Genomic DNA, 23,706 nt, shown 5'->3' with positions numbered 1-23,706 from the left:
GCGTTCGCAGCAAAGGCAACGGATGCACTTCCGTACCGTGCATATATGAGAAGGAATATACTGAAAGGTGGCGCCAGGGTGCAGAATATTCTGCTGACAGGTGCCTCGGCCGGATGGAATATCACCTTGCGGGTAGCAGATCGGCCTCAAGCGCGGCTTTTTTTACAAAGGATTTAAAGATTGGATAGACCCGATTATGGACTGGTTTAAAAAATAACCCACTCCCCCATGCCCTCTGCACCCCACCCAATGCCCTCTGCCCACTAATCCCTGTAAGGATCACCCGAGGCAGCCGTAACGATGCAAATCAAATGCAGAACAAGCCCGGGGATTACCAGCGCAAAGTAGCCGATGGTTACAATCACCAGCCATACAATGCCCAGACCCACATCACCCTTGTACATCTGCCCGCCACCGGGAATAATAAGGCTGATGAGCGCAGCTACACCAGGGCTCCATTTACGCTCGCGGAACTGAGGAATCTGCACGTTCACAGTAGGATTCGGCGGAACGGTTGTTTTCCTGTATTCGGGGTGTCCCTCCAGCGCCTCGCCGCAATGCTTGCATTTAATGGCCTCAACCTTAATCAGTTCGGCACAATAGGGGCATTTTCTCAGAGTTGAATCTACATTAATCATTCGTTTTCCGTTTAATGATATGGGTGTGCATGCTATCTTTCACTCATGGTAAATATACAAAATAATGCGTATCCGAGAAATAAACAGTACTGAAATTTGCAATGCCTAAGTTAAAGTCAACCATATAAATGGGTGCTGTTTTAGGAATTTTCGGAAAATAATATCTGGCGAAAACACGAGGAGTCTACCCCACCCTGAGAAGCTTTCTAAAGAATATTTTTGACCGATAATCTTTGGTAAAAACCACACACCCCAACCCCTCTCCCCAACAGTGGGGAGAGGGGCTTTTTCATTCCCTCCCCATTGTTGGGGAGGGTTAGGGTGGGGTTGAGTTGCCAATATTACCAGGCTTGAAAACTCTTCAACACAGCCCCAATCCTACCCTTACTTCAAAAACTCCACACCTTCCATGTTTTCGAGCCGGGCTATGATTCCCCAGCCATAAAAATCGTTCGATACAGCCACAATCAGCTCATTTTCTCCGGCTTTCAGGTTGAGATTCACACGGGCATTCTGAACTGAGATTCGTCCGCTCGGATACTTCCGCATCGCAGGCTGCAGATAAAGGTTCTTGTCTACATACGCCAGCGACCCGTTCAGAAACAGCCATACCTCATCACTAAAGCCCAGTTGCAGCACGTTTCTGTGTGCTTCGGCGGTTTTTATTTTTACTTTCAGCCACACAACCCGGCGTGGGGTATTCCCACCCAGTTTCCTTGTCAGGTTTATCAGTCCCTGTCTTTCAGCAGTAATAGATTCCGTAAACACCTCCGGTTTCGGTAGGTCAGAAAGCGTAACCTCCTGCCTGGCCGGTAAGTCTGCCGGTTTAGTCAAGCTCCAGTTTCTGATATACTGGGCATCGTGGTCGGTTAAATCTGGTGCTTCCATAGCCGGCAGATTCTCCGTCACATTCGGTTTAATCTGCAAGTTCCATATTACCATGCCGCCGTCAATGGCAATCGGGCCTTCGGTGGCATTACCCTCCAGTTTAGGTATATGCAGGGCCGGCTTGTTCATATCGTTCACAAACACTTTCATCTGTTTGCCCGAAATCACCATTTTCAGGTGGTTGGTTTTCCCGGCTTCAAACAGGGCATGTCCCTGATAATCATTATACATGTCCCACATGTTCACACCACCCAGAATCGGACAATACTGCACGGCATCGTTGGCGGTTGGCACACCGGGGCGGCCTCTGATATACAGAATCTCGACGTCGCTCTTAGACGTATCAGTTCTGAAATAAACCGACGGCGACGATGCGAGTGTCATCGGTGAAGCAGGCTCGAAGTCAAACTCGATGGTGCCATCTTTAAAAACCACGTCTTTCAGCAATACCGCACCCTGATTGCCTTGTATAATGCGCATGGCTTTGGCACCGTTCTTCTCGATGAACTCCACTTTGCCTTCTTTAAACTTCCACTTATCGGCACTGAGGCTGATATTATAATCAACCGGTGCCGGGGGTGGACTTTGGTTTTTGGTTTTACTCTTCTGGGCTACAACCGTGGTAGCCACACACACAAGAACTAAGATTAACTTTTTCATGATTTATTTGTGTTTTTTTCAACAAATAAATGAAAGCCTCTCATTTAGTGGGTGTCCAAGTAGATACCAAGTTGGTTCAAGTTATTTTTCTTTCCCTCCGAAAATATCCGAACCCAGCGACACCGCCTCTACTGCCACGGTAGCGCCCAGGTCTTCGCCTAATTTAAACAGCCGGTTGAAAGTATTACTGAAATCGGCATTCGCCGTTTTGTCGTCTTTGCCTTCCAGCTTACTGACCGTATAATGGATACCGCCAATAACCAAAGACGGAGAAAAAGCGGCCATAGCTCCTATAAAACCGCCGAAATCACGTGCTGTACGCATATTAGTCTGGTTTTTAAAATCTGAATTGATGATCAAAACTACAAAGCACCGGATAACCTGCCAAGCGAATCTAGACAAGAGGGCGGAATCATATTTGACACAGGCAAAATGATTGATGAGCACGCCAGTATTTATACATTTTGTAAAATTTATCTTAAAAAAAACCGTATACCACATTTTTGTTTATTTTTGGCTTCAATCTAAATCAGACCATGCCCGGTATAATGTTCCGATATTTTATTTTTATTTTTCTTTTTGCTGCGGCACCCGTAGTTTTAGGCCAGACCGATATTTTAAACCTGCAAAGCAAACTCAGAAAAAGCGGTGCAGATCATAACCGGATTCAACTGTATCTGGCCATAAGTAAGTATTATGAGAAAAAACAGGCCGACTCTGCCACCCACTATGCCATTGAAGGCCTCAAACTGGCGGCACACCTGCACCAGAAAAAGGCGCAGGGGCAAATGCTCTACCAGTTGGGGGTAATCAATGTGGCACACAATAACCTGTCTACTGCGCATCAGCACCTGATAGCCGCACTTGATATCTTTACCCGGCTCAAAGACCGCAAAAATATAATTATCACCTACGAAGAGCTGGGCGTGGTAGAAGGCAAAGGCGGTAATCTGCATAAAGCCACCGAGTATCTCAATAAGGCCATTCAGCTGAGCAAGGAGGCTAAAGATACGGTCGATATGATACAGAGTTACCTGAAACTGGGTTGTATTGAAGAGCTGAACGACAACACCACCAAAGCATTGGGGTACTACAGAAAAGCCGAAGAACTCAATAAAAGCCTGCCGCTGGGTAAGATAAACATGGCTATTCTGAGCCACATCGGCCGGGTACATCTGAAAGAGGGGAATCATGCACACGCCATTACTCATTTTAAAAGAGGTATCGCCCAGACAGATCATCCGTCGCAGGCGCACAAACATATTTCGTATCTGACACACACCGGCGATGCCTACCGGCAATCGGGCAATGACGATAGCGCCCTGGCTTACCATAAAGATGCGCTGGCCAAAGCACAGCAATTTTCAATGCCTGAGGAACAAGCCAAAGTGCTGATAAAAATTGCGGATATTGTTAAAAGCGAGAATTCAGACAAAAGCCTGGAGCACCTGCAAAATGCACTGGCAATAGCCCGGGGCTTGTCGCATCCGAAATTACAGGCAGAAGTGTACGAAGCCATGGCCGAAATTTACCGGTATCAGGAACGATACAACGAGGCGCTTTTTGCACTGGAGCAACAACACACCCTGCTCGACAGCCTGTTTGTAATCAATAAAATACAGGAACTGGCAAGTTTAAAGGCTAAAAATGCCTTGATTATATCGGCTGAAAAACTGGAATTGTCGCAATCGGAACGAAGGCTGGTAATAACCGTTGCCGTGGTAATTATAATAGCCGTGTTGCTGATTGCTTTTTTTGCCTGGAGAAACGCCCGCAAAACACGGTTGGTCAATACGCAACTGGCGGAGTCCAATCAGGTGAAAGACCGTTTGTTTTCTATCATCGGCCATGATTTACGCGGGCCAATCGGCAACATGACCCAGTTGCTGTCGATACTTGAAACAGACGACCTCGCTCCTGACGAACGCCGGGAGATTTTCGGTATCATGAAACAGCAATGCGACTCCTCGTTTGAGGTGCTTACCTCGCTACTCAATTGGGGTAAAATACAAATACAGGGCGCAGCAGTAAGTATGGAAGATTTTGAACCGAGAGACATTACTGATAAAAACATAGGTGTATTGCTGAACCAGGCAAAAGAAAAATCATTACAGATTACGAACTGGATTCCGGAGGGCTCACGTGTATTTGCCGATTCGGCGCATTTTGATTTTATCATTCGCAATCTGTTGTCTAATGCCATTAAGTTCAGCTACGCAGGTGGCAGCATTGAGGTGCATTCAGCACCGGCAGGTGACGATTTCGTGGTATTTTCGGTAAAAGATTACGGCAAGGGTATCAGTGCGGAGCAGCAGCAGCAGTTTCTGAAAAGCAATATTAATGTGGCCTTCGGTACCAGTGGCGAAAAGGGTACGGGGTTGGGGCTCTTGCTGATAAAGGAATTTGTGCAATCGAACGGTGGAAAAATCTGGCTGGAAAGCGAAGAAGGCAAAGGCAGTACGTTTTTCTTTACACTGAAAAAAACTTTGTAATTGTCGAATGTCGACGGTTCGCCGCTGCGATTGCAGATTGTCGAATTCATTGGAAAAGGGAAAACGAAGAAAGTGGGTAACGACAAACTGAATAAATCTGTATTGTGAAACATTGTGCGGCGGTCGCTACCGTACTTGGTGAACATAATGGCTATCATTTTGCCACGATGTAAACAATGTTAAACAATGTTTCACAATTCTTTTTTTCTTTCTCCGTTTTCCTTGTTTCGTTCTCCAATAATTCGACAATCTGCAATTGACAATCGACAATTCCCTAATATGACAATTCCCTAATAGCTATATATCGATATATTCATGATTCCCAGTCTTGAGGAAAACGATGAAGCGTAGCGAAGTTTTTCTTTTTCCAGAAACGCCTTGAATCTCTTCAGTGAAGTTAAAGTCATTTCACCTTCAATCCTGACTTTTATCGTGATGAAAAAATCATTACCTGTGGTGTGCTGAGGTATCAGCTTATTTGACTGTAAGGCTTCTGATACCTTGTTCCGGAGGTTAAAAATAGTTGTCATGGCGAACAGATATAATTAAAAATGGGGATTTGTTGTTTTATTGTACCGTTATTCAAGCTGTGAAACACAGCCATTGGAGAAACTATCCGGCAAACCAATTACCTGCCGATAAGCAGCTATTCAGTCGGGCGACAGGAGACGTTTCATGACTATAATTCTATTAATACGAAATTAAATCAATTGCCTGAAGTTTGAAAATATTTTTTCTGAAATCTGCAAAAGATTTTATTGAATGGACTACACACCGGAAAATTATCTACCGTAAAGGCTGCTTCCACGCTGGTATACTGGTACGTTCCCTAAGCAATATCTGTCCTATGCCCATCCCCATCCCCATCCGCCTTTTCCTTTCCCCTCTGCCCTACGCCCTATGCTCTCTACCCTCCCACATTCGACAATCCCTCAACAATTCCTTGTTTTTCCAGCAAAAAACTTAAATTTGTTTCCGGCAAACTAAGATTACCCTAAAAACCATTGTAATGAAGAAAAACCTGCTCTTTTTTCTATTGCTGCTTGCAGCCTGCAAGAACAAACCTTCGCAAACACAACAAATTAAAGGCTTTAGCGAATACGCGGTCGATGTGCCCGGTATCCAGACTTTCTACAACAAAAAAGGCGTACTGGCCGATAACGGCATGGTGGCATCGGCACACCCTTTGGCCTCTCAGGTAGGGGTCGAAATACTGAAAGCGGGCGGCAATGCCATTGATGCAGCCGTGGCCACACATTTTGCATTGGCCGTGGTGTACCCATGGGCGGGTAATTTAGGCGGTGGCGGTTTTCTGGTATATCGTGATAAGAAAGGCGGCACATTCACACTCGATTTCCGTGAAAAAGCACCGGCCAAAGCGCACCGGGATATGTATCTGGATGCCAACGGCAACCCGATAGCCGGGCTGAGTATTCTGGGTCATCTGGCCAGTGGTGTGCCGGGCTCTGTTGACGGCATGGTAACCATGCACGAGCGGTTCGGGCAGTTGCCGTGGGACAAAGTGGTGGCTCCGGCCATTGCACTGGCAAAACAAGGCATTGTGTTGACCGAAAGAGAGGCGGTAGGGCTAAACCGCGTAAAAGGCGATGTCCTGAAAGTAAATGCACCGGGCTCACCCTATTATGTAAGAGCCAACGCACAGGACTGGAAAAAGGGCGACACTCTGGTGCAGGCTGATTTGGGCCGCATGCTCGGGCTGATTCAGGCTCAAAAACGCGCTGGTTTCTACGAAGGCGAATGCGCCGACCTGCTGGTGAAAGAAATGGAACGCGGTAAGGGGATTATTACACACAACGATCTGAAGAACTATCATTCGGTGTGGCGGGAAGCCATTGTCGATAAATACAAAGATTTTAAGATTATCACCATGCCGCCTACCTCAAGTGGAGGGGTGGCGCTGATGCAGCTGATGAAGTTTGTGGAACCCTACCCGATCAAACGCTGGGGATGGAACTCAGACTCAACCGTGCAGGTGATTATTGAGGCAGAACGCCGGGTATATGCCGACCGCGCCAAATGGCTCGGCGACCCTGATTTTGTGAAGGTGCCCGTCAAACAACTGACCGACAAGGGTTATCTGAAAAACCGCATGGCCGATTTCTCGTTTGCCAAAGCAACCGACAGCAAGGCCATCAGCGGTGGGGCAGTGCCGGGTTATGAAAGCGACGAAACCACGCATTATTCGGTAGTTGACAAGGATGGTAATGCGGTGTCTATCACCACTACGCTTAACGGCGGCTTTGGCAGCAAGGTAATAGTACAGGGCGGTGGATTTCTGATGAACAACGAAATGGACGATTTCAGTATCAAGGCAGGAGTACCGAATATGTTTGGCCTGATTGGAAACAAGGCCAATGAGATTGTGCCGGGCAAACGGATGTTGTCGTCAATGACACCTACCATTGTAGAGAAAGACAATAAGCTGTTTATGGTAGTAGGCACGCCGGGCGGCTCAACTATTATTACTTCGGTGTTCCAGACCATCATTAACGTGCTGGAACACGGCATGACCATGCAACAGGCCGTGAATGCCCTGAAGTATCACCACCAATGGCTGCCTGATAACACTACTTATGAAAAAAACGCTTTCAGCGAAGCCACTATCAACAACCTGAAAGCCAAAGGCTATAATCTGGTACCCATGAACGGCTCACTCGGCCGGATGGACTGCATCATGCTCCGTCCTGACGGCAAGCTCGAAGGCGGCTCTGACCCACGCGGAGATAACACGAGTGTGGGGTATTGATATTCAGAATTAGAAAACTATTATAAAGCACTTCTGCCTTGTGGGGAAGTGCTTTATAATAGTTTTGATAAGAATAATGCTAGCTTTAACAATAAATATTGACATTATTATTGACGAGTGAATAATTAAAATATAATTATTCATTCGTCCCCTTTCAATTAGCATAACAATTTTTTATTGCAGGTGTTGGCATCTTAGGAATAATCATTAGTCTTTTTCCATTAAACTTGAATTTTGTATTAATCAATGTGTCCATTTTTAAAGAGATATCTCTTTTATATAACTCTTGCTCGGTTACAAAAAACAATTTAATATCATTATAATTTATATCTAATAATTCTCTGAATTTGTGTTTAATAAAGTCATTTAATGTAGTTTCAAATTTCTCTGTAAGATTTGACAAATTAAACTTACTTGAGGACCCTATTGCCTTTAACTCAACTAATGTTAAGCCGTAACCGCCATTTATACATTTTCTGATTATTAAACAATCAATAGAAGCAGGTCTCCTTTCTATATTTAAGGAATTATAAAATTTATCTACTTTTATTATAAGATATGAATCAGATGATAAACTTGCATCGAAGCTTACACAAACACCATTTTCACAGCATTCATCTTCAATAAATTGAGATAATATTGTATCTGATTTTATTCTATCAAGCATCTGTTTCTAATAAATAGTTCATTCTTTCACTATATAACTGTTCTGAGATATCTTGAAAATTTGAATCATTTATCCCTTCTGCAGTTATCTCCATATCTTGATTTAGTGTAGTACCATTCTGGTTTCTAATTAAATGGTATACCATAATTTTGTCTTTGTTTATTTCTTTTTTTATTAGTAAATTATTAAGTTTATTAAACATGTAATTACTATGAGAAGTAATGAAAATTTTAAGCTTCAAAGGTGACAGTTTGGCAAATATTTCCATTAATTTAACCTGAACCTCTGGATGTAAATGAGCTTCAGGCTCTTCAATAAAAAGTATATCAAAAGGTTTTTCTCTTTTTTTTCGACTATCATAAAAATGGTGTGATTCAAAATTAACTCTATTAGAAGAATATTTGTGATTTAGAATATGCTTAAAATAAACAACTAATGGTGATAATTCTGATACCATTGATGATGCTTCAGATAGGTTCAATTCAAGTTTAATCCCTTTTGGTTTATACAATATTCTTTTTTGTTTGTCATCATAATTTACTTCTCCTCTAAGAATGTCATTTTGTAACATTTTAACAATTATTTCAAATTCCTTATTAATGTTACTTTTGTCAACAGTAGATAAATCTATAAAATAATCCGATAAAGGTTCTGAAAGAGATGGCAGTTCAATACTTTTATTCTGTATAAAAAATCTACTTTGAGTTAATTCAGCAATTATAGGAGTAAATGCATTCAATGCTTGGTAGAGACCGGAACGGCTTGCTGGTAAGTAATAAATATCTCGTATATTGAAGTCAAGTTTTTCAAGGATAGAATTTAAGCAAGTATAAAAAAACTGAACAAACGCACTTTTGAATTCTTCTTCTGTTGGTTTACCAAATTCAATATGACCATTTACATATATTGAGTATTTAGTCGATTTAGTATTTTTCTCTATCCTTGTAATCTTTTTTGTCTGATTTGAGTACCTTAGATTTAAAATACCATCATTATCAGAAAAAATCTTCACGTTTTCATCATTCGAAATCCAAATAATGATTTCGTAATTTTTATTAGAATATCTATTTTTAAGATTCTTTAAAGAAGAAAAGGTATTAGTCAAGGAGTTTTGTAAACCTTCAATGATTATATTTTTTAGTTCTGTTTCAATCAATTCAAAAAAATCACTAGTGCAATCTATTGATTTCTCGTTTTTTGAATTTTTCCCAATCACTCTAAAAAAACTATCAAATTGCGCACTTTTATTTTTTCCATAATAAAGATAGTTATTTTGCCCAAAGTAAAGATAATTATATGGAATTACTTTGTTCTTGATATTTTTAAGCAGACAATAAATACAATATGTAGCATATGATTTTCCTACAGCATTTTGCCCATAAATAAGATGAAGATCCTTGTCAATATCGAATTTTATATTTTCAATAGGGCCAAAGTTTTTTATTTCTATTTCCATTTTAAGACTATTTTGGGTTTCTCCATTAAGTATTTTTAGCGTAGTAAATATAACACTAAAATTGAATTTGCTTTTATTATTTTTTCTCTCCTAAGTATAAAATTTTACAGAAAATTTGCAGTAATTAGCTTTGAACTAATTTAAAATCACTTAAATTCATTAAACTGTCGTAAAAAACTAACAGTAAACCATATACGTAAAATTACTTATATTATATATATAAGGTATTGAGATTATTGAGGAACAAATATTATAAAGCACTTTTGCTGTTTGGTAGAAGTGCTTTTTGATAAACTCTGGATAATATTTTGTTGTGAACTAAAAAATAAACTTATAAGTTGATTTTTATGAGGATTAAAACTATCTTTGCTGTAGACAATTCTGATATACTTTATTCTGTGGCTTTTGGCAGCGAACAAAACGAATTTCAGCGGCTACTCAATTTATGGCTACATGATGTTGAATTTCTGGCGCAATTTTTTGAAGATAATGAAGCTGATTTACAAAGCGGCTATTTTGGAGAAATTACTATCGATAAGGCTATCAGAATGACTCGCCGTAATGCAGAGAAATTAAAAGAAGCATTTTATAATATCTTGAATAATTCAAATCCTGACCAAATAAACCTTCAGCATATATTTAAGTCATTAAATAACAACCATTATACGTTAAGATCTTTGGCAAAGGAAAAATCAAAAGCCGGATGGCTCAGAATTTATGCAATAAGAATCAGTGAAAACGTTTATGTAGTTTCGGGCGGAGCAATCAAATTGACAGCAACGATGAATACAAGACCCCATTTAGAGTTGGAATTGCAAAAATTAGAAATGACCAAACGGTTTTTAATCGAGAATGATTTAACAGATGAGTCTAATTTTGATTTTGTAGAACTTAAACTGTGATTAATATGGAAAATCAGGAAATCATTGAAAAATTGAATAAAATTGCACAGGTTGACACATCCTGGCAAGATGATTTTATATTCTATAAGGAGAATAAAGCCTGGCTTGATTATTCAGCAGAAATTGCTATCCAAGTGTTAAGTGTTTTAAGAAATAATCGTAAAGAGGGCCGCTTACCCGCTTCCCAAAAAGACCTGGCAGAGCTATTGGGCATCAGCCCGCAGCAAGTGAACAAGATTGTAAAAGGCAATGAGAATCTGACATTGGAAACAATAAGTAAGTTGGAAAGGGCCTTGTCTGTACAGCTAATAGAAGTTGGTCAACCTGCCAATAAGGAAACCATGAGTCATTATGAACCGGAGGCTCTGGTGGCTGAAAACAAGCCTGCATACGATACCAATAAAGAAATTGCTTCTTCCTCAGAACCGGAAGTGTAATTTAGATTCCTATCCCAAAACTCGTACATTCAGATTTTCAACCAATCAATGAAACTATTCCTCACCATACTGAAATGGGTGTTAATACTGGCGCTCGTATCGCAACTGACACTGACTATCTCATTGTTTTCAAGTGGTTATGAAATCTCCACGCAAAGGTTGATTCCCGTTGTGCGAGACATCGCCATTCTGCTGGCACTACTGGGCGGTGTTATTTATTGGCGTAGAAAAAAAGCATGATGTTGCTTCCCATGTAGACATTTTATTCATGATGTAAGTCGTAAAAACAAAAAATGCGAGATTATCGTTGAATCTCGCATTTTGCACTTTCACTTAATTACCTAACTTTACAATTTCACTTTATTCCCCGTTTCCGTGAGGGCAAAAAGTTTTGTTCCTTCTCTCTCAATCGGTTTCACCAGGTTTTTGTCAACCAGCGTTTCCATCAGTTCGTTAATCTTCTTATCGCGGATATTCGCTTCACTGGCAATTCCTTTGGCTGTTCTGAATACATACCGCGAATGCTTCAATACACTCAGTGCCGCAGAAATATCGTCAGTAGTAATGCCATTGTCAGCACCTGCTATTTTCATGCCTGTGCTTTTCGGCAGTATATCTTCTACCGGCACCTGTTCGTTTTCGTCTACTTCGGTCAGGCCGAGGGTTGCTATAGTAACAATGTTTTTCGCTTTTTCAGCTTCTGTTTTAGCTTCCTGCGCGTGGCTTTCTGCTGCGGCAGCTCTTTCACTGGCCTCTTCGGCCTGCTTTAATATTTTCTTGCCGATGGTATCAATAAAACTCTTGGAAAGTATGGCAGCGATTAAACAAAAACCGGTAAAAATCAATAGATTCTCATTAAATCCTTTACTTTTTTCAATCAGATCGCTCGAAATCATTTTCAGAAACAGTGGTATAAGAAAAGAAGCCCCCAGACTAGGCACCGCACATTTCAACCAGTTGGTGCCTCCCTTATAGGTTTCTGAATATTGCTGCATAAAGTTGATGGTTCCACCGAAGATACCCGAAAAGATAATGGCTGCAATTAAGTATTCCATCTTTGTAATGTTTTAGTCCTGGCATAAAGTTTACACAAGGTTAAACATATTTTTTGTTATGTAATACTATTTCAATCCTATTGCCTCCGGTTTTTATTTAACGGCTCCCCGACACTCGTTCAGGTTAGGCTTTAATAAGAAAATTCAGCGTAAACCCTGCGCGTTTGCCACAAAGTACACAATGCTTCACAATGCTGTTACTCACAAAATCAGCAAACGTTGCCCGCTCATTCACTCAATCACTCATTCACTAAATCACCATTCACTCAATCACTAATTCACCTCCCCTACCACTGCCATTGATGGCCGGCTTTGAGCCAGCGTAATGGTTATCTTATCGCCCACATCATAGGCATCATACATGTCTTTCGGCACTTTTACTGCCTTGCTATAGGCTTTTCCCTTAAACTGATACTCCAGATTAAAACCCGTTGCCATGCCCTGCACCGAATACTTATCCGTTATTTTAGCCTTGCATGTATACGGACTTCTCTTTATCAATGTAAGCTGATAATCGTTGTATTGACGCTCGTTTACCAGCATTGTATTTCCCAGAAGCCCGAATAGCATCAGAAAAGCAACTATTACAATAACAATTAAAAGCGTGTTGGAAGAAAATCTCTGCATCATTTATCCTAATAATTTTGTATGGCAACATTGACCATGCCATACAGACCTAAAAATTTGTACCAACAAATTCGCTACAGCATCCACAAACAAATTCTCGTCTGTATTAAAAAGTATCGGCACGTAATTTTGAGATGCCATACTGAAAAATCATCAACAACAGATACCAGCCTTTACGGTCTGGCTGCCATCAATTCACACATATGCACATTGAAACCTATCTAAGCAGAATCAATTATGAGGGCCCTCTGACGGCCGACCTCCCGGAGCTCATCCGGTTACATCGGTTGCATCTGTTTCATATTCCATTCGAAAACCTCGACATCCATCTGGGCAATACCATCCGTTTGCAGCTGTCGGCCATTTACAAAAAAGTAGTAGAGCTACAACGGGGTGGTTACTGCTACGAACTCAATAGCCTGTTCAACTGGTTACTTGTGCAATTGGGGTATCAGTCGCGCATCATTGCTGCACAGATTGTAAACAACAACCAACCCAACCCGGAGTTCGACCACATGGCCGTAACCGTAAAACTGGAAAGCGACTGGCTGGTTGATGTAGGTTTTGGGGATCTGTTTCTGAGTCCGATTGAAATAAAACCGGATGTGGTGCAGACTGACGGCGTCAATTACTTCATGATTAAAGCCTTGAACGACGATTATTTCAGCCTGTGGATGTCGACCAATGGCACTAGTTTTGAAGAAAAATACTGTTTCAGATTAAATCCGGTGACTATTGAAGACTTTGAAGATCAGAACCGCTGGAAGCAGACATCGCCGGATTCTCATTTTGTCAAGAACCTGATTTGTACCCAACCCACTCGCATGGGTCGAAGCACCATCTTTAACCAGAAGTTTCTGCAAAGAAATGGCAACCAAAGGAAGATTACGACTTTCGACAGCAACGACGAGTTGGTTCAATGTCTCAGAAATGAATTCGGCATTGACATCAGCGCTCATCAGCATAAGCTGGCAGAATCTGCCACTTATAGTTTTTAGTTGATGTTGCCTGATTGTTTAATATTGAATTATACAGCTTTAATAAGGGTCTCGTCTATGGCCCGGGCCAGTTTTTCATCAACCTTATATGCCCCGGCATAATCTATCCATCGGTTTACTATTGCCAGCACATCCGTTAGGATGCCCTCCGGATTGCGGATGGAATTCTGCTTGGCTATGGTCAATAAATCATTTTTTGAAAAGTCTTTTCTTTTCCCATTGATACTCAGGTTATGCTGACTCACCCAATCGCTATCCGGTCGGTAGGCATGGCAAATATCGTAGGCAGGAGCCAGTTCCCAGTTTCCGTCCCGATCCATTATAAACGCGAAATTCTTCGTGTGGTCGTCACAGTTCCGGGCAAACACGTTGAACACCATCCGGCGATACATCTGCTCGGCTTCGGCATAATTCAGTTTTAATAAGCGCATGGTCTGAAACAACTGTTCGTAGCTATAGCTGGCAATCTGGTTGAAGTCATAATGCTGCAAGGCACAGAGGGTCTGCACATGCAGTTTTTGGTTCCCGTTTCTGCGGTCAAAACGTCTGGTCATAAAATGCGCCCTTCCTTCCTCTTCAATCAGGCGGCTTTCCATCATTTGCACACCGGCATCGGTAGCCATTTTATAATAGGCCATTTCTACGCGACCATACCCATAGCTCGCCCCGAATTGCGAATCATTCACGCCGTCAAATTTAATCAGCCAGTGTTCATATCCTTTTTGCTGTAGTGTTTGCCCTGAGCGAATCATACCTGTGGTCTCGTTATAGGCTATGATGGCTTTAGGACGTGCGCCTCCGGCAGAGGTACCCATTTTCAATACATCCAGCAATGTATCCTGCATGGCGTGGTCGGTATGGGCGGCAAACTGCTCTTTGCTTTGCAGCAATTTCATGGTTGTGTCCACAAGACCGGAAAGCTCCAGTACACTCCCTTTCTCCTTTGCAGGTAAAGTAGGCGGCTCAAATTCCAGCGCCCCCATGCCACGGGTACCTATAAAACACAACAGCTCTACCGGATTGAGTGAGTTCTCCGGACGCCCGTTCCGGGCCAGCCAGATATTAATCAACTCATTACCGTATCTGTCAGGCAGCGAATCTGCCAAAAGCCCCGGTAAACCCTTAAAAGTATTGGTATTGCGTAAATCCGGAAAGGAATATATCCGTGAAGACAACGGCATCTTTATCGGAGCCACGGCAAGGCTGCCATTCAGAAATTTCTTATCATATTCAAAAAAGCCAATATTCAGACTATCGTCCCAGGCTACTGCTCCGATTCTTTCGCCCCATAGTTTGACAAAGGCTGTTTTTACCATCCGATGCTCGCTTTATTGTTTTGCTCATTACTTTTCGAAGCCCGTTTTCTTCTTTTCTCGTCTTCTCTGGCCAATTGCATGGGGCTCACTTGCTGTTGTGTTTTGAATGACTCCAATGCATAGAGGGCATCTAGCACCCGCAATATCTTGAGCAGATTAAGCAACGATATATTTTCGCCCCGTTCGGCAAGGCTGAGCGTAGAACGGCTGATAGCCGCCTTTTCAGCCACTTCGTCCTGAGTAAGATTCTGGTCAATCCGCTTCGACTTGATGAATCCACCCACTTCTCGCAAAATGGCAGTATCGCTGAATTCAGTATTGTATGAAATATTATTCATTATCTATGATAATCGACGTTAATGTCTGAATTATCATTCAAATATAACATATCCATATCGCATTTGCAAAAAATAATAGATATGTATGAAATATCATTCGCTAACGATAAAATAATGACTTAATGAAGCATATTTCATACAGAAATTATATAAATAGTAGAATGAAGCTGGTAGATTTAAAACCATCAATATTATATGCTCTCAATCTTCATTAATAGTCTTAAATAAATAAAATGGGAGGAAATTATTAGTTCAGCCGTCTATTCATCAGCTAATTATCTAATCAAGACAATTTATTCAATAAGTTAATTCTCGACTAATAAAGTGAGGGTGTGGTTCACAACCAATCATGGGATTTGAACTACGAGCGACTCTGTTTAAACAATACAAGGAAGGAAATACTACTAGGTTCTAATTTTCTTAAAATCGTAAAGGCTGATACTTAAAAATACGAGAAGAAATAAAAATAGGTTAATTCGAATTGCGAAAGATTTTAATAAGCACAAAAGGGTATACGTAGTCAATTTGTTAAAATATCAGAGCATTTGATACTAACTTAAATCGATTTCCCTGCATTGATGTTCCTCCATATTCTTTACTGGTAATTTTTGTTTAGCTGCTAATACTCTAGTCAAAAAAAGATTACAATCTTCTATGGTCATTTTCTTTGTTTTTAAAGCTTCACATAAAAAATCCATTGTGGTAAGATAAGCAAGTTTATGCATACTGCAATATCTTTTAATGTCTTTAAGATTGCTACTGGCAAGAATATTTTTTGAATAACGAACAACAGCCATGCAAGCACTTTCTCCATCACCTCTAAATTCCAATTTTTTCAGACGAAAGTATTCTTTTTTTATATCATCATTATCTTCAGGAAATGCTAATATTTCAAACAAATTGTAATCTATCAAATTATCAATTTCTTTCCTCTTACCTGGCATCCTTGAAAGTTCAGAATATACTTTGTCCAGAATTTTTATTTGATACGAAAAAATACTGGGTAATACTGTAATATAACCTCCAACAATGAAATGCGATACTACATCTGCATCAATCAAAATAATTCTACTGGTTGATTTCATCATCTTGAAACTCAACATTTTCAATTGGAACACCTAGGGCTGTCATTATACTGTAATAATGATTTTCGGAAATCCTTTCTTGCTCATAAAGTTCATGAGCAAGCTCTCCATAATTACCTACAACAGATTCGGCAAGACTCCGTTCATACAGAAAGGGAGCGTAACCGTAAGAAACTGCCGTAGATTTAATCGATTTCTCAAATCTTTCAGCTCGGTTTCCATTCAAAAAGCCAAGTTCTTTTAGTCTAACAAGCAAAGCACTTCTGGAACAATTAAACATTTGTTCAATTCTTAAAATCGTCGCTACTGTGATATTCTCATTAATTATTTCTTCATCAGGTATATTAACACGAATAGCATCTTCTGGCAATAAGAAATATGAAGCAAATACATCAGCATTATACTCTTCCTTATCCTTTTTATTAAAAGACCCTACCTCACATATGCGACTTTGAAAATTGTTTTGAATATAAAGATGATATAATTCATGACAAATAGTGAAATTCTGATGCCCAACAGATTTATCAGAATTAATCATCATAAAACGATGAGTTTCTCCATTCTGCTCAATTTTTATAGCCATTCCAGAGAAACTATCGCTCATTGGCCTAAATAATGTCAGCACTTGAAGTTTTAATAATAATGCTTTTAATTGTATAGGTTCAGTTTGTCCAAATCCTAAACTAGTTCTGAAATTGACGGCTTCTTTTTCAAGAATAATTTTATTCGTTATCAATCGTTTCATCTTTCATAGCAGTTTTCATGTGAAGATAGTTACGAACAATTTCACGAAAATTAGCAATTTGTTTAACATCTTCGTCTGTTAAATATGCAGCTCTAAAAGCAAAAGCTATAGCGGCTTGTTGGTTAGCACTATCCTCTTCATATAAATCATATCCATCTATTCCAAACAAGGTCGAAACTTGTGATATAACTTCAGTTGGTACGCTTCTTTTGCCAGTTTCATAATAACTTATAACAGCATGAGAAACTTTTAGATATTCCGCCAGCTTTTCTTGACTTAGACCAAATTGCTCTCTAAATCGACGGATATTATCGCCAATAATGCTATTTAGTGTCGCCATTTTCTTGCGTTTTTTGTTACAAAACTAACGTATAAATATAACAATTCAAAATAATTTAACAAGTTTTAATTCTGCAAATCCATTTTATTTAAGGTGGTAATTCTATTTTACTAAAATCTTAAAGAGTATTTATTCTCCCACCTCCTGCCCAAACTGCAGCAAATACCCGTTGTTGTCAAAGATGGCAAATTCGCGCATGCCGTAGTCGAAGGTTTCCAATTCGTAGCAGATAGTGGCTTTGTCTTTCAGTTGCTCCCACAAGGCATCAACGTTATCAGTATTGAAATAAAAACTGCCGGTGAAAACAGGCTTTGTAAACTCATAATGCGCGTTAGGCAGCGATAACATAATTGCTACTTCATCCTTGCTGATAGATGCCCAGCCCCAGTCTTCCACATAATTATCGATACTAAAGCCCAGCACTTCGGTATAAAACTTTATAGTTTCCTCTATTTTATCAGTCCATAAAACAGGTCTGAGTGCTTGTAGTCTCATCAATTCAATTTTTAGCTTTTTCGGCAGGGATAAAATCGGCTTTAGTAGTTGCATACTCCAGGCCTAGTATCCAGCTAAGCATAAACACATAGCTTATTTTCTGCGCAATAGGCAGTATCTCCAGCCACAGGCTTGTGTAATATAGAAAGGCATTGAAATAGAGCATAAAGAGACAGATGCAGGCATTTATTTTGAGCAGACGCAGGCGAGACCTCAGCACAAAAACAAAAAGGTAGAATATCGCCAACATACCGAATACACAGGCAATGGTAACGGCGATGTCGTGCAGGGGAGAAATAGCCCAGAAAGCAAAAAACATGGAAGCAATACCCCCATAACGGATAATCAGTGCGCTACTATGATGCGGTATTTTGGCAGCCACACGATAGAAAAACGCTCCATAGCCAATACACAAGAAAAACATGCCCACAAATGCCCATTGCTGCCCCGGATTATCGGCGCCATTGATACCCTTTGCACCAAAAAGACTACAGAGGTAATTATCGGCAAAGCTATAACCAATCGAATTGGCACTTGCCTGCGAGCCACCGGGATACATGTATACGGCTACGCCCAAAAACAGCAAAGCCAACGCAAGACAAATACTGGTGAAATGTTTCTGAATCATGGAGTAGTGTTTGATTGGCTGAATTTCGTGATTTTCCGGAGAAATACATTATCCTGCAAGTATTTTTTGTGCGAAAGGTGTATTTTGAGTGCATGGTGGTAAATATAAAGGTATCGTTGGAAATACCTTGAACCTTTAAATAAATTACGGACAAATTATTGCCACTATTGCCGGATACCCTATTTTTGTAAAAAAACGCTTATGACTAAATACCTCCTGTTAATGCTGCTCGGGTTCGTTTTATGGTCTTGCGAAAAACCGGGTCCGAATACCAGAACCTATCGGCTGTCAATAAAGGCAACATATTGGAAAGGCAACCCTGATAATGGCGCTACTGTTTATATATTTAAAGACATTAACGTACATTTTACCGATTTAAAGTTTGATGGTAAGGGCAATATGTACAATACCAAAAAAACTGTTAAATATAACCGGATGCTGACCCTCAACGATAACGGAGAAGGTGGGGTTGTACTCAAGGAAGGATTATACGCCGTAGTATGTGTAAGCAACAACTTCATAAAAGATGGCTCAAAATATTGGATATATACTTCCGTTATTCTCGACGGGCAATTTGATGATTTAACATTCGACTTCAAATAAAGCCCGCCTGATTTCCCTTACCCCTTTATTTCCCCTCCGTATTCGTTTCTCCGTATCCCATCGGGCTTATTCCTTTTTCCATCCTCCCTTCTCCGTGTTTCCTTCGCAATCTTACAGCCCTGCCGCGCGTAAATCTCCGTTGGTGCCTCCTAATTTTTTCTCGATTGTTTCAAGGCGTTCGAGGTGTTTCAGGAATCTCGAATTGGTAGCTATCTCAGTAAGCGCCAGCAGTTGGCTCCGGTTTACCTCCAGATTAGTAGCCTGCGTGATACGGATGGCGTTCATCTGCCCGGCCAGTACTCCGGCGGTTTCTTCTGAAACAGATTTAATAGAACCGGTGAGGCCGTTGCTGTTTTTCCCGAATGCATCATTAAAACCCATTTCTTCAAGCGCACGATTAGCCTCATCAAGAGCCTCAACGTATTGCTGAGGTTTACCTGCTATATTATCATTAAAGCGGGCCATGTCGTCAACAATTGACTGATCACCCCAGATTCCGTATGAATCCATCATTTCTTTTTCAAGCTGCGCAAAATTCTCCTTGAAAAGCGCGGCAAAAAGCAATTTGGCAACCATGTCGGCAATCACATTTCCTACTGTACGGCTAAAGGCTTCGGCCGCATCTTCGCCCGACTTGAAGGCATTAACCAGGCTGTCGCGTATCGAATCTCCCAGCTTGCCGGTCAGCTCAAGAATACCTTCCTTCATCTGTTCTGATGATTGGTTCACTGCGTCGCCGTAGTCCAGTGCGGTCTGCACCAGTTGCTTGGTGTTGTCATCAAGCTGTCCGTTGGCCAACAGGGCCTTGGCCATTTCAACGTTTATTGATTTCCATCCGTCGGCACCTGTTTCTACAAGTGCTGGGTATAATTCCAGGAGCCCGCCGAACGTATCCTTTTTCTTTTTTGTAAACAAACCAGTAATCGCACCCACCGCAGCTCCAATACCAGCTCCGATTGCTGCTCCTGCGAGCCCACCGAATATTGACCCTATCGTTGCACCCACACCGGCACCCTGACCAATCAGTTTACCCATCGATTGCCCGTCAATCACATTTTTCTGGCCTTCTTTCGCTCTTCCTTTGTTCAGTTTTTCTATGGCTTCCTGATACTTGCTTTGGGCATCCTGTAATTGTTTGGCTCCGGCTTTTATCTTGGACTCAATATCATCCATAAACATATTGCCACTTTTCTTGTAGCTGTCGCCTATGCCCTTGTTGAGTGCCAACTGATATTGGTGTTCGTAACCGATTCTTTCCTGTGCAAATTGTTTCTCTTGCTCGGCACGCTTTTTATTGGCAGAAATCACGATTCCCACCATATTAATCACCCCCTGAATAGCCGAGGCGTAATCCTGTACACCAGCTGTAAACCCTTCCTCACCAACCCGCTCAAATATCTTCTGGAGATTGCCGAATTCTCCACCCAAGCCAGATAAAAACGCTCCGACTTCTCCAACATCTCCGCCTACTTCCTGCAGAGCATCACCCAATGCTTTTACACTCCCCGCAATGGCAGCCCAGTTTTTCAGGCTTTGTTCCTTATGCTTTTTCTCGGCTTCTTTAACTACTTCCAGTTGTTTCTTGTATTCTTCAGATGCTTCGCCGCCCTTTTCTTTCAGAATTTGCAATTTTTTTCTTTCAGCATCCAGAATAATCTTCGTCTGTTCGCTATATGCATTTTTAATGGTTGCAGTCAGTGCATCAAACTCTTTCGACTGCGCGGCCACGTGCGCTTTCTGTCCGTCTAGTTCTGCCTTTTCGCGCTTGTCTATTTCATCCAATGCAGTATGATAGTCCTGCCCCATGTTTCCGTTGTATTCTTTTTCCAATGCTGCCCGTAGATTGGCATAATGGCGTTGAATATCAAGTCGTTTTTGCTCTGACCCGGCTACAGCCAGTAGAAAATTTTTCAACTCCTGATGCCTTTGTCTTTCTGCTTCAATGATCTGCTGGTCGAGAAAAATGGATTTCGACTGCCCATCCTTGTCGTCTGACACCTTCAGTGCTTCTTTCTCTTTATTTAGTTGATTTATTTTCTCGGTCTGGCTTTGCGCCTCCCCCATTGCTTTCTCCACCCGCTTCTTGAATTCATCCAGAGCACTGGTATCAGCCACTATTCTGGCTTTCAGTATTATCAGGTTGTTTGTGTCATTGTTTGTGGCAGATTTATCATCAACTTTTGCCTGAAGCGCATTTATTTTGTTTTGCAGATACTCCTGATAGTTATTGCCTGCATCTGTAAGGCTCTTAAACTGCTCAGCTGCACTTTCTTTCCCATATTCTTTCGTCCACTTACTGAACAATTCATACTCCGTTCTTTTCTGATCGAGTTCGTCTTTGAAAATTCTCAGCGATTCACTTTTAAGTTTCAGTAGGTTTGTTTTATCATCGCCACTGCCTTTGCCATCACTGGCTTTAGCTTCTAAAGCGGCAATCTCTTTATCCAGATACGCCTTGTAACTATTGCCAGATTGGAGCAATGCCTCATACTCCTTGTCTGCTGAGGCCTTTCCATAAAGCATTACCCATTGCGTGTGCTGTTCATATAACTTTTTCTTTTCTTCAAGGGTTTGATCAAAGGATTTGATGGAAATGAGCTTGTTGATTTCTTCTGCATTCCTATTGGCTTCAATTTTCTCTTGTTGAAGTTCCGTTATTTTTTGTTGGTCATTTTTATTAAAAGGATTCAGTTTTCGTAGAAGTTCATCAGCCTTTCTGCTGACATTATTCCAATACGTTAAGGAACCAAAAGGTGCATTATCTGAAGACCCTGACTTATTTCCCTCACCGGTTATAGCATTGCGCTGCTTTTGGAGGTCTGCAATTCGCTTTTCATAGTTTTTTGCTTCTTCACGACTTGTACTTGTTAATTTCCTTTTCTTTTGTAAACTATTAATTTCTTCATCATACCAATCTATTGTTTTTCTTCCAATTTCTTTGTTAACAGCATCTTCTTTCAGCTTTAAATTAATACTGTTGGTTATTTGGTTCTGCAATTCTTTTTCTTGCTTTACAATTGCTTTGTTCAACTCTTCTTCATCTCTTCTATTTCTTGCCGACCATGCGCTTCCACCAGCAACAACAAAATTGAGAAGCTTTTTTCCAAAACCAAGTTCATTTTTATTGTTTTCCGCATCTGATTGCCGCTTGATGCTTTCATCAAGTTGCTTGGAAAGCTCACTAATTTCTATCTGTCTTTTTCTTGCCTCTACGTATTTATTAATGAGTTTTGTACCCTCGGCAGTGGCAATATTTTCAAGATTGAGAGCATTTAGTTGTTGAGGAGACTTATCTATTAATTCCTGCAATTTTCTATTACGCTCATCTCTGCTGATATTCTCATTATTTATCTGCGAAACAAGCAATTGAATTTGTCCAATTTCAGAGGCTATTTCTTTTTGACTATTTTCCGATGCTTCATTAAATTTTTCCTGAATCTTCTCTGTATCACTTAGTTCACCTTTATAAGTTATTAGATAGCCTATTAATCCCGCTAATGCAGTTGCCGCCAATACTAAAATATTGGCGTTCATAGCCGCATTAAATGCTGTTTGCTTAATTGTTAGAGGTCCTAATACATTGCCTAAATTGAAGTATCCACTTATTAATGCAATTGTCGAACTAATTGCTTCTCTATTTTGATATATGGTTGTAAGTATCAAAGCTGCTCGGTATGTCCCATATGCAGAAACCAAAATTTCTAATATCTTAATTACATCCTCATAATTCTCAATTAAAGTTGTAGCACCTTGCACTACATCATTTAAAATACCCCCCTGTTGTTGACCGAGCTCATTAAACATCCCGGTTAATGCATTTTTGAGACCCGTAATTAACCCCGCAAGCGATTCAGATTCTTTTTGCATAAGACCTTCGAAAATTCCACTCCCGCTTGTCATTGCCGCAAACGCATTCTGTACTTCCGAAAAACCTATTTTGCCAGCATCTGCAAATGCATTTACTTCATTTACATTAATACGCATGACAGTGGCCAATTCTTCAAAAATTGGGATATTCTTACTGGCTAAATATGACAAGTCGCCTGCAGAAACTGAACTCTTTTCTCTTAACTCTCCATATACTTTGGCCAATTCATCGATAGGAGTTGCAGTCCCAAGTGCCACATCGCCCAACATTTGTATTTCACTGATAGCTGTTTTGGCATTGGCACCGAACGAAATCAATTGTTCGACCCCGCTTGCAATGTCTTTTAGCTCAAAAGGGGATTGCGCTGCTATTGAAGCCATTTGTTCAATAAGCTTGTTTGCCTCTGCTTTACTTTTCAATATTCCGGCAAATTCCCCTTCTATCTTCCTGAATTCCCCTCTCACTTTCACAATAGCCGACGCTACCGCATCTATTGCCTGTATGGCTTCGCTTGTTTCAGTTATCTTAGAAAAAACAGACCCACCACTTTGCAGGCCCTTAATGTTATCCTCAATACCTTTCAATGCCTTATTAAACTGGGCATCGTCAATCGATGCCGTAAATTGTAGATTTCCCATCTTGCAGAACTTGTTGTGTTGGATTCTTCGTATCAACAAATATAATCATTTCATACTTACAAG

Annotated in this window: 24 protein-coding genes; 8 read left to right on the top strand and 16 right to left on the bottom strand. The window is 40.8% G+C overall.

Annotation, left to right across the window (positions count from 1 at the left end):
• Positions 1-45: 45 nt before the first annotated feature.
• The gene (locus AC1RRY_RS18835; protein WP_492821711.1) at positions 46-177 is read left to right on the top strand and encodes a hypothetical protein; all 132 of its coding nucleotides are present in this window, start codon (positions 46-48) and stop codon (positions 175-177) included.
• Positions 178-263: 86 nt separating this feature from the next.
• On the opposite strand, the gene AC1RRY_RS18830 is transcribed toward AC1RRY_RS18835, so the two are convergent.
• The 3 genes from AC1RRY_RS18830 to AC1RRY_RS18820 all read right to left on the bottom strand — a co-directional run bounded on the left by AC1RRY_RS18830 (position 264) and on the right by AC1RRY_RS18820 (position 2,510).
• The gene (locus AC1RRY_RS18830) at positions 264-638 is read right to left on the bottom strand and encodes a zinc ribbon domain-containing protein (protein ID WP_492821713.1); all 375 of its coding nucleotides are present in this window, start codon (positions 636-638) and stop codon (positions 264-266) included.
• 384 nt (positions 639-1,022) lie between these two features.
• Positions 1,023-2,186 (bottom strand): LamG domain-containing protein, encoded by a 1,164-nt coding sequence (locus tag AC1RRY_RS18825; protein ID WP_492821715.1) that lies wholly within the window; start codon positions 2,184-2,186, stop codon positions 1,023-1,025.
• A gap of 81 nt (positions 2,187-2,267) precedes the next feature.
• A complete protein-coding gene (locus AC1RRY_RS18820; RefSeq protein WP_492821717.1) occupies positions 2,268-2,510 on the bottom strand; it encodes a hypothetical protein in 243 nt (80 codons plus the stop codon).
• 212 nt (positions 2,511-2,722) lie between these two features.
• Between AC1RRY_RS18820 and AC1RRY_RS18815 the strand changes: the two genes are divergently transcribed.
• On the top strand, positions 2,723-4,678 hold the full coding sequence (locus AC1RRY_RS18815; RefSeq protein ID WP_492821719.1) for a tetratricopeptide repeat-containing sensor histidine kinase: 1,956 nt from the start codon (positions 2,723-2,725) through the stop codon (positions 4,676-4,678).
• 290 nt (positions 4,679-4,968) lie between these two features.
• On the opposite strand, the gene AC1RRY_RS18810 is transcribed toward AC1RRY_RS18815, so the two are convergent.
• Positions 4,969-5,208, bottom strand: a complete 240-nt coding sequence (locus AC1RRY_RS18810) for a hypothetical protein (RefSeq protein ID WP_492821721.1) — start codon at positions 5,206-5,208, stop codon at positions 4,969-4,971.
• 479 nt (positions 5,209-5,687) lie between these two features.
• Between AC1RRY_RS18810 and ggt the strand changes: the two genes are divergently transcribed.
• Positions 5,688-7,445, top strand: coding sequence for a gamma-glutamyltransferase (gene ggt, locus AC1RRY_RS18805; protein ID WP_492821723.1), 1,758 nt, complete (start codon positions 5,688-5,690; stop codon positions 7,443-7,445).
• 154 nt (positions 7,446-7,599) lie between these two features.
• Here ggt and AC1RRY_RS18800 read toward each other — a convergent pair whose 3' ends face one another.
• Both AC1RRY_RS18800 and AC1RRY_RS18795 read right to left on the bottom strand, forming a co-directional pair.
• A complete protein-coding gene (locus tag AC1RRY_RS18800) occupies positions 7,600-8,112 on the bottom strand; it encodes a hypothetical protein (RefSeq protein WP_492821725.1) in 513 nt (170 codons plus the stop codon).
• On the bottom strand, positions 8,105-9,568 hold the full coding sequence (locus tag AC1RRY_RS18795; RefSeq protein WP_492821727.1) for an AAA family ATPase: 1,464 nt from the start codon (positions 9,566-9,568) through the stop codon (positions 8,105-8,107). The genes AC1RRY_RS18800 and AC1RRY_RS18795 overlap by 8 nt, the downstream gene beginning before the upstream one ends.
• Positions 9,569-9,915: 347 nt before the next feature.
• On the opposite strand from AC1RRY_RS18795, the gene AC1RRY_RS18790 reads away from it, so the two are divergent.
• Genes AC1RRY_RS18790 through AC1RRY_RS18780 form a run of 3 tightly spaced genes read left to right on the top strand, consistent with a single transcriptional unit; the run spans position 9,916 to position 11,147 of the window.
• Positions 9,916-10,470: a hypothetical protein gene (locus AC1RRY_RS18790; protein WP_492821729.1), complete on the top strand. Its 555-nt coding sequence runs from the start codon at positions 9,916-9,918 to the stop codon at positions 10,468-10,470.
• Positions 10,471-10,475: 5 nt separating this feature from the next.
• Positions 10,476-10,907 (top strand): helix-turn-helix transcriptional regulator, encoded by a 432-nt coding sequence (locus AC1RRY_RS18785; protein ID WP_492821731.1) that lies wholly within the window; start codon positions 10,476-10,478, stop codon positions 10,905-10,907.
• A 48-nt stretch (positions 10,908-10,955) separates the two neighbouring features.
• Positions 10,956-11,147 (top strand): hypothetical protein, encoded by a 192-nt coding sequence (locus tag AC1RRY_RS18780; RefSeq protein ID WP_492821733.1) that lies wholly within the window; start codon positions 10,956-10,958, stop codon positions 11,145-11,147.
• Positions 11,148-11,254: 107 nt separating this feature from the next.
• On the opposite strand, the gene AC1RRY_RS18775 is transcribed toward AC1RRY_RS18780, so the two are convergent.
• Entirely contained in the window at positions 11,255-11,962 is a 708-nt protein-coding gene (locus AC1RRY_RS18775) for a YEATS-associated helix-containing protein (protein WP_492821735.1), read from the bottom strand.
• A gap of 273 nt (positions 11,963-12,235) precedes the next feature.
• Entirely contained in the window at positions 12,236-12,592 is a 357-nt protein-coding gene (locus tag AC1RRY_RS18770; protein WP_492821737.1) for a hypothetical protein, read from the bottom strand.
• Positions 12,593-12,792: 200 nt separating this feature from the next.
• Here AC1RRY_RS18770 and AC1RRY_RS18765 point away from each other — a divergent pair, with 200 nt between their 5' ends.
• Positions 12,793-13,587 carry an arylamine N-acetyltransferase family protein gene (locus tag AC1RRY_RS18765; protein WP_492821739.1) on the top strand — a complete coding sequence of 265 codons (795 nt, stop codon included), beginning with the start codon at positions 12,793-12,795 and terminating at the stop codon, positions 13,585-13,587.
• A 29-nt stretch (positions 13,588-13,616) separates the two neighbouring features.
• Here AC1RRY_RS18765 and AC1RRY_RS18760 read toward each other — a convergent pair whose 3' ends face one another.
• The 7 genes from AC1RRY_RS18760 to AC1RRY_RS18730 all read right to left on the bottom strand — a co-directional run bounded on the left by AC1RRY_RS18760 (position 13,617) and on the right by AC1RRY_RS18730 (position 18,534).
• Positions 13,617-14,903, bottom strand: coding sequence for a type II toxin-antitoxin system HipA family toxin (locus AC1RRY_RS18760; protein WP_492821741.1), 1,287 nt, complete (start codon positions 14,901-14,903; stop codon positions 13,617-13,619).
• Positions 14,897-15,241 carry a helix-turn-helix domain-containing protein gene (locus AC1RRY_RS18755; RefSeq protein ID WP_492821743.1) on the bottom strand — a complete coding sequence of 115 codons (345 nt, stop codon included), beginning with the start codon at positions 15,239-15,241 and terminating at the stop codon, positions 14,897-14,899. Before AC1RRY_RS18755 ends, AC1RRY_RS18760 begins: the two co-directional genes overlap by 7 nt.
• A gap of 551 nt (positions 15,242-15,792) precedes the next feature.
• The gene (locus tag AC1RRY_RS18750; RefSeq protein ID WP_492821745.1) at positions 15,793-16,329 is read right to left on the bottom strand and encodes a hypothetical protein; all 537 of its coding nucleotides are present in this window, start codon (positions 16,327-16,329) and stop codon (positions 15,793-15,795) included.
• Positions 16,310-17,071 (bottom strand): ImmA/IrrE family metallo-endopeptidase, encoded by a 762-nt coding sequence (locus tag AC1RRY_RS18745; RefSeq protein WP_492821747.1) that lies wholly within the window; start codon positions 17,069-17,071, stop codon positions 16,310-16,312. The genes AC1RRY_RS18750 and AC1RRY_RS18745 overlap by 20 nt, the downstream gene beginning before the upstream one ends.
• Entirely contained in the window at positions 17,049-17,411 is a 363-nt protein-coding gene (locus AC1RRY_RS18740; protein ID WP_492821749.1) for a helix-turn-helix domain-containing protein, read from the bottom strand. The genes AC1RRY_RS18745 and AC1RRY_RS18740 overlap by 23 nt, the downstream gene beginning before the upstream one ends.
• 129 nt (positions 17,412-17,540) lie before the next feature.
• Complete coding sequence (locus tag AC1RRY_RS18735; RefSeq protein ID WP_492821751.1) at positions 17,541-17,906, bottom strand: VOC family protein; 366 nt, start codon at positions 17,904-17,906, stop codon at positions 17,541-17,543.
• A gap of 4 nt (positions 17,907-17,910) precedes the next feature.
• Entirely contained in the window at positions 17,911-18,534 is a 624-nt protein-coding gene (locus AC1RRY_RS18730; protein ID WP_492821753.1) for a hypothetical protein, read from the bottom strand.
• A 201-nt stretch (positions 18,535-18,735) separates the two neighbouring features.
• On the opposite strand from AC1RRY_RS18730, the gene AC1RRY_RS18725 reads away from it, so the two are divergent.
• Positions 18,736-19,137, top strand: coding sequence for a hypothetical protein (locus AC1RRY_RS18725; RefSeq protein WP_492821755.1), 402 nt, complete (start codon positions 18,736-18,738; stop codon positions 19,135-19,137).
• 111 nt (positions 19,138-19,248) lie between these two features.
• Here AC1RRY_RS18725 and AC1RRY_RS18720 read toward each other — a convergent pair whose 3' ends face one another.
• Positions 19,249-23,643 carry a tape measure protein gene (locus AC1RRY_RS18720; RefSeq protein ID WP_492821757.1) on the bottom strand — a complete coding sequence of 1,465 codons (4,395 nt, stop codon included), beginning with the start codon at positions 23,641-23,643 and terminating at the stop codon, positions 19,249-19,251.
• Between the last annotated feature and the right edge of the window lie 63 nt (positions 23,644-23,706).

It is taken from the genome of Emticicia sp. GW821-FHT11C11 (assembly GCF_058808615.1).
The sequence above is the reverse complement of the archived record's forward strand: the minus strand, read 5'-3'. Positions and strand labels throughout refer to the sequence as shown.

Bases quoted from the DNA above. Each gene is read 5' to 3' on its own strand.
- AC1RRY_RS18760 (WP_492821741.1), bottom strand. From the start codon at position 14,903: ATGGTAAAAACAGCCTTTGTCAAACTATGGGGCGAAAGAATCGGAGCA.
- AC1RRY_RS18790 (WP_492821729.1), top strand. From the start codon at position 9,916: ATGAGGATTAAAACTATCTTTGCTGTAGACAATTCTGATATACTTTAT.
- AC1RRY_RS18740 (WP_492821749.1), bottom strand. From the start codon at position 17,411: ATGGCGACACTAAATAGCATTATTGGCGATAATATCCGTCGATTTAGA.
- AC1RRY_RS18750 (WP_492821745.1), bottom strand. From the start codon at position 16,329: ATGATGAAATCAACCAGTAGAATTATTTTGATTGATGCAGATGTAGTA.
- AC1RRY_RS18785 (WP_492821731.1), top strand. From the start codon at position 10,476: ATGGAAAATCAGGAAATCATTGAAAAATTGAATAAAATTGCACAGGTT.
- AC1RRY_RS18765 (WP_492821739.1), top strand. From the start codon at position 12,793: ATGCACATTGAAACCTATCTAAGCAGAATCAATTATGAGGGCCCTCTG.
- AC1RRY_RS18825 (WP_492821715.1), bottom strand. From the start codon at position 2,186: ATGAAAAAGTTAATCTTAGTTCTTGTGTGTGTGGCTACCACGGTTGTA.
- AC1RRY_RS18835 (WP_492821711.1), top strand. From the start codon at position 46: ATGAGAAGGAATATACTGAAAGGTGGCGCCAGGGTGCAGAATATTCTG.
- AC1RRY_RS18745 (WP_492821747.1), bottom strand. From the start codon at position 17,071: ATGAAACGATTGATAACGAATAAAATTATTCTTGAAAAAGAAGCCGTC.
- AC1RRY_RS18810 (WP_492821721.1), bottom strand. From the start codon at position 5,208: ATGACAACTATTTTTAACCTCCGGAACAAGGTATCAGAAGCCTTACAG.
- AC1RRY_RS18725 (WP_492821755.1), top strand. From the start codon at position 18,736: ATGACTAAATACCTCCTGTTAATGCTGCTCGGGTTCGTTTTATGGTCT.
- AC1RRY_RS18720 (WP_492821757.1), bottom strand. From the start codon at position 23,643: ATGGGAAATCTACAATTTACGGCATCGATTGACGATGCCCAGTTTAAT.
- AC1RRY_RS18755 (WP_492821743.1), bottom strand. From the start codon at position 15,241: ATGAATAATATTTCATACAATACTGAATTCAGCGATACTGCCATTTTG.
- AC1RRY_RS18730 (WP_492821753.1), bottom strand. From the start codon at position 18,534: ATGATTCAGAAACATTTCACCAGTATTTGTCTTGCGTTGGCTTTGCTG.
- AC1RRY_RS18775 (WP_492821735.1), bottom strand. From the start codon at position 11,962: ATGGAATACTTAATTGCAGCCATTATCTTTTCGGGTATCTTCGGTGGA.
- AC1RRY_RS18770 (WP_492821737.1), bottom strand. From the start codon at position 12,592: ATGATGCAGAGATTTTCTTCCAACACGCTTTTAATTGTTATTGTAATA.
- ggt (WP_492821723.1), top strand. From the start codon at position 5,688: ATGAAGAAAAACCTGCTCTTTTTTCTATTGCTGCTTGCAGCCTGCAAG.
- AC1RRY_RS18795 (WP_492821727.1), bottom strand. From the start codon at position 9,568: ATGGAAATAGAAATAAAAAACTTTGGCCCTATTGAAAATATAAAATTC.
- AC1RRY_RS18735 (WP_492821751.1), bottom strand. From the start codon at position 17,906: ATGAGACTACAAGCACTCAGACCTGTTTTATGGACTGATAAAATAGAG.
- AC1RRY_RS18800 (WP_492821725.1), bottom strand. From the start codon at position 8,112: ATGCTTGATAGAATAAAATCAGATACAATATTATCTCAATTTATTGAA.
- AC1RRY_RS18820 (WP_492821717.1), bottom strand. From the start codon at position 2,510: ATGCGTACAGCACGTGATTTCGGCGGTTTTATAGGAGCTATGGCCGCT.
- AC1RRY_RS18815 (WP_492821719.1), top strand. From the start codon at position 2,723: ATGCCCGGTATAATGTTCCGATATTTTATTTTTATTTTTCTTTTTGCT.
- AC1RRY_RS18780 (WP_492821733.1), top strand. From the start codon at position 10,956: ATGAAACTATTCCTCACCATACTGAAATGGGTGTTAATACTGGCGCTC.
- AC1RRY_RS18830 (WP_492821713.1), bottom strand. From the start codon at position 638: ATGATTAATGTAGATTCAACTCTGAGAAAATGCCCCTATTGTGCCGAA.